Source organism: Aquincola agrisoli (assembly GCF_036621135.1).
Lineage (GTDB): Bacteria > Pseudomonadota > Gammaproteobacteria > Burkholderiales > Burkholderiaceae_C > Aquincola > Aquincola agrisoli.
Map to the genome: position 1 here is coordinate 1 of NZ_JAZIBG010000033.1, position 5320 is coordinate 5320.

General features: G+C 53.0%; 2 tRNA genes and 3 rRNA genes. All 5 read right to left on the bottom strand.

The window, feature by feature from the left end:
* Positions 1-55 precede the first annotated feature (55 nt).
* Positions 56-168, bottom strand: a 5S ribosomal RNA gene (gene rrf / locus V4F39_RS16430).
* Between the two features lie 109 nt (positions 169-277).
* A 23S ribosomal RNA gene (locus V4F39_RS16435) occupies positions 278-3149 on the bottom strand.
* Between the two features lie 267 nt (positions 3150-3416).
* Positions 3417-3492: transfer RNA gene (locus tag V4F39_RS16440), tRNA-Ala, on the bottom strand.
* Between the two features lie 6 nt (positions 3493-3498).
* Positions 3499-3575: transfer RNA gene (locus V4F39_RS16445), tRNA-Ile, on the bottom strand.
* A gap of 62 nt (positions 3576-3637) precedes the next feature.
* A 16S ribosomal RNA gene (locus tag V4F39_RS16450) occupies positions 3638-5166 on the bottom strand.
* Together the 16S, 23S and 5S rRNA genes with 2 tRNA genes alongside form the textbook arrangement of a ribosomal RNA operon.
* Positions 5167-5320 lie beyond the last annotated feature (154 nt).

Genomic DNA, 5320 nt, shown 5'->3' on the forward strand with positions numbered 1-5320 from the left:
CCAAAAGGCGAAGCCCCTGCTCAAGGAGATGAGCAGGGGCTTTGCGGGGTAAATAGCCTGACGATGTCCTACTTTCACACGGGAACCCGCACTATCATCGGCGCTGAGGCGTTTCACTGTCCTGTTCGGGATGGGAAGGAGTGGGACCACCTCGCTATGGTCATCAGGCTTGACGGGTTGCTGGGTTGAGTTGTTCAACCCAGCCAATTCACAGAGTCGAATCAGATGATTGCGCCATTATGGCATAACGTGTCTTTGACTGTTTTGTCAAAGTTATAGGGTCAAGCCTCACGAGCAATTAGTACTGGTTAGCTTAACGCATTACTGCGCTTCCACACCCAGCCTATCAACGTCCTGGTCTCGAACGACTCTTCAGGGGGCTCAAGGCCCCGGCAAGACTCATCTTGAGACGAGTTTCCCGCTTAGATGCTTTCAGCGGTTATCTCTTCCGCACTTAGCTACTCGGCAATGCCACTGGCGTGACAACCGATACACCAGAGGTGCGTCCACTCCGGTCCTCTCGTACTAGGAGCAGGCTCTCTCAATCTTGCAGCGCCCACGGAAGATAGGGACCAAACTGTCTCACGACGTTTTAAACCCAGCTCACGTACCTCTTTAAATGGCGAACAGCCATACCCTTGGGACCGGCTACAGCCCCAGGATGAGATGAGCCGACATCGAGGTGCCAAACACCGCCGTCGATATGAACTCTTGGGCGGTATCAGCCTGTTATCCCCAGAGTACCTTTTATCCGTTGAGCGATGGCCCTTCCATACAGAACCACCGGATCACTTTGTCCTACTTTCGTACCTGCTCGACTTGTCAGTCTCGCAGTCAAGCACGCTTATGCCAATGCACTATCAGCACGATTTCCGACCGTGCCTAGCGTACCTTCGAACTCCTCCGTTACACTTTGGGAGGAGACCGCCCCAGTCAAACTGCCCACCATACACTGTCCCCAACCCGGATAACGGGCCAAGGTTAGAACCTCAAACACACCAGGGTGGTATTTCAACGTCGGCTCCACCTGATCTAGCGACCAAGTTTCAAAGCCTCCCACCTATCCTACACAGATCTGTTCAAAGTCCAATGTAAAGCTACAGTAAAGGTTCATGGGGTCTTTCCGTCTTTCCGCGGGGAGATTGCATCATCACAAACATTTCAACTTCGCTGAGTCTCTGGAGGAGACAGTGTGGCCATCGTTACGCCATTCGTGCAGGTCGGAACTTACCCGACAAGGAATTTCGCTACCTTAGGACCGTTATAGTTACGGCCGCCGTTTACTGGGACTTCAATCAAGAGCTTGCACCCCATCATTTAATCTTCCAGCACCGGGCAGGCGTCACACCCTATACGTCGACTTTCGTCTTTGCAGAGTGCTGTGTTTTTAATAAACAGTCGCAGCCACCGATTCTTTGCAACCTCATTGGGCTCCCCTTGTACAGGTTCACCTACTAAAGGCACACCTTCTTCCGAAGTTACGGTGTCAATTTGCCGAGTTCCTTCTCCAGAGTTCTCTCAAGCGCCTTAGAATACTCATCTCGCGCACCAGTGTCGGTTTGCGGTACGGTCGTCTATAGCTGAAGCTTAGTGGCTTTTCCTGGAAGCAGGGTATCACTCACTTCAGAGGCAAGCCTCCTCGTTATCACACCTCAGCTAAGCCCTCCGGATTTGCCTAGAGGGCACGCCTACATGCTTGAACCGGGATATCCAACACCCGGCTGAGCTAACCTTCTCCGTCCCCACATCGCACTATAGATCGGTACAGGAATATTGACCTGTTTCCCATCAGCTACGCATCTCTGCCTCGCCTTAGGGGCCGACTCACCCTACGCCGATGAACGTTGCGTAGGAAACCTTGCGCTTTCGGCGAGGGGGCTTTTCACCCCCTTTAACGCTACTCATGTCAGCATTCGCACTTCTGATACCTCCAGCAGACCTCACGATCCACCTTCACAGGCGTACAGAACGCTCTCCTACCGCGCATCTTGCGATGCACCCGCAGCTTCGGTAACTGGCTTAGCCCCGTTACATCTTCCGCGCAGGACGACTCGATCAGTGAGCTATTACGCTTTCTTTAAATGATGGCTGCTTCTAAGCCAACATCCTGACTGTTTTAGCCTTCCCACTTCGTTTCCCACTTAGCCAATTTTAGGGACCTTAGCTGGCGGTCTGGGTTGTTTCCCTCTTGTGTCCGGACGTTAGCACCCGGTGCACTGTCTCCCAAGCTGTACTCATCGGTATTCGGAGTTTGCAATGGTTTGGTAAGTCGCCATGACCCCCTAGCCATAACAGTGCTCTACCCCCGATGGTAATACTTGAGGCACTACCTAAATAGTTTTCGGAGAGAACCAGCTATCTCCAGGTTTGTTTAGCCTTTCACCCCTATCCACAGCTCATCCGCTAGTTTTGCAACACTAGTCGGTTCGGACCTCCAGTAAGTGTTACCTCACCTTCATCCTGGCCATGGATAGATCACCTGGTTTCGGGTCTACACCCAGCGACTGAACGCCCTATTCGGACTCGATTTCTCTACGCCTTCCCTATTCGGTTAAGCTCGCCACTGAATGTAAGTCGCTGACCCATTATACAAAAGGTACGCCGTCACCCTTGCGGGCTCCGACTTTTTGTATGCATGCGGTTTCAGGATCTATTTCACTCCCCTCCCGGGGTTCTTTTCGCCTTTCCCTCACGGTACTGGTTCACTATCGGTCGATTACGAGTATTTAGCCTTGGAGGATGGTCCCCCCATCTTCAGACAGGATTTCACGTGTCCCGCCCTACTTGTCGCACGCCTAGTTCCACAATCGTCTTTTTTCATACGGGGCTATCACCCGCTATGGCCAGCCTTTCCAGACCGTTCTGATAAGTCGACTGCTAAAACGTGCAGGCTCTTCCGATTTCGCTCGCCACTACTCTCGGAATCTCGGTTGATGTCTTTTCCTCGAGCTACTGAGATGTTTCAGTTCACCCGGTTCGCCTCGCATCCCTATGTATTCAGAATGCGATACCTTTCGGTGGGTTTCCCCATTCGGAAATCTCCGGATCAAAGCTAATTTGCCAGCTCCCCGAAGCTTATCGCAGGCTATCACGTCCTTCATCGCCTGTAATCGCCAAGGCATCCACCACATGCACTTAGTCACTTGACCCTATAACTTTGACACCTCACGCTTGAGGCATCGTCAAGGACTGAAAATCAACTACTGTTGACTTTGAGTATTTCGCGTTATGCCGAACTTCAATATCTTGAAGTTTGTTGACGCAATCATAAGTTGCCGACGGCACGGCCCGCTCCAGCTCTCGCCTCACGGTTTCCGTCGACAACACTGATTCGACTCTATGAATTGTTAAAGAACGACAGGCAACCACATGGATCGCACAGGCAAAAAACCCAAGGTCTCTTGCCTGTTGTATCGTGGTGGAGGTGAACGGGATCGAACCGATGACCCCCTGCTTGCAAAGCAGGTGCTCTCCCAGCTGAGCTACACCCCCATAAGATGGTGGGTCTGGTTGGATTCGAACCAACGACCCCCGCCTTATCAAGACGGTGCTCTAACCGACTGAGCTACAGACCCCAATCTGCCGTCAAGTACAGCCGATAAGCGTGGACGCAAGAATTTGAGCACCCATTTTCCAGAAAGGAGGTGATCCAGCCGCACCTTCCGATACGGCTACCTTGTTACGACTTCACCCCAGTCACGAACCCTGCCGTGGTAATCGCCCTCCTTGCGGTTAGGCTAACTACTTCTGGCAGAACCCGCTCCCATGGTGTGACGGGCGGTGTGTACAAGACCCGGGAACGTATTCACCGCGGCAAGCTGATCCGCGATTACTAGCGATTCCGACTTCACGCAGTCGAGTTGCAGACTGCGATCCGGACTACGACCGGTTTTCTGGGATTAGCTCCCCCTCGCGGGTTGGCAGCCCTCTGTACCGGCCATTGTATGACGTGTGTAGCCCTACCCATAAGGGCCATGAGGACCTGACGTCATCCCCACCTTCCTCCGGTTTGTCACCGGCAGTCTCATTAGAGTGCCCTTTCGTAGCAACTAATGACAAGGGTTGCGCTCGTTGCGGGACTTAACCCAACATCTCACGACACGAGCTGACGACGGCCATGCAGCACCTGTGTCCAGGTTCTCTTTCGAGCACTCTCACATCTCTGCAAGATTCCTGGCATGTCAAGGGTAGGTAAGGTTTTTCGCGTTGCATCGAATTAAACCACATCATCCACCGCTTGTGCGGGTCCCCGTCAATTCCTTTGAGTTTCAACCTTGCGGCCGTACTCCCCAGGCGGTCAACTTCACGCGTTAGCTTCGTTACTGAGAAGAAACCCTCCCAACAACCAGTTGACATCGTTTAGGGCGTGGACTACCAGGGTATCTAATCCTGTTTGCTCCCCACGCTTTCGTGCATGAGCGTCAGTACAGGTCCAGGGGATTGCCTTCGCCATCGGTGTTCCTCCGCATATCTACGCATTTCACTGCTACACGCGGAATTCCATCCCCCTCTACCGTACTCTAGCTATGCAGTCACAAATGCAGTTCCCAGGTTGAGCCCGGGGATTTCACATCTGTCTTGCATAACCGCCTGCGCACGCTTTACGCCCAGTAATTCCGATTAACGCTTGCACCCTACGTATTACCGCGGCTGCTGGCACGTAGTTAGCCGGTGCTTATTCTTCAGGTACCGTCATTACCCCAGGGTATTAGCCCAGAGCGTTTCTTCCCTGACAAAAGCGGTTTACAACCCGAAGGCCTTCTTCCCGCACGCGGCATGGCTGGATCAGGCTTGCGCCCATTGTCCAAAATTCCCCACTGCTGCCTCCCGTAGGAGTCTGGGCCGTGTCTCAGTCCCAGTGTGGCTGGTCGTCCTCTCAGACCAGCTACAGATCGTCGCCTTGGTAGGCCTTTACCCCACCAACTAGCTAATCTGACATCGGCCGCTCCAAAAGCGCGAGGTCTTGCGATCCCCCGCTTTCACCCTCAGGTCTCATGCGGTATTAATCCGGCTTTCGCCGGGCTATCCCCCACTTCTGGGCACGTTCCGATGCATTACTCACCCGTTCGCCACTCGTCGCCAGGTTGCCCCGCGTTACCGTTCGACTTGCATGTGTAAGGCATGCCGCCAGCGTTCAATCTGAGCCAGGATCAAACTCTTTAGTTCGATCTTGAATTCGCTCAAAGAATTGAAGTGAACTTCACTTCTTGAGCATTTAAAGTCTTTCGACCTTCGCCTTGCGGCTTCAGGTACTCGCCTTCAAACGCCCACACTTATCGGCTGTAACTTTTTAAAGAACTCGACCTTCCGGTCGCATCAC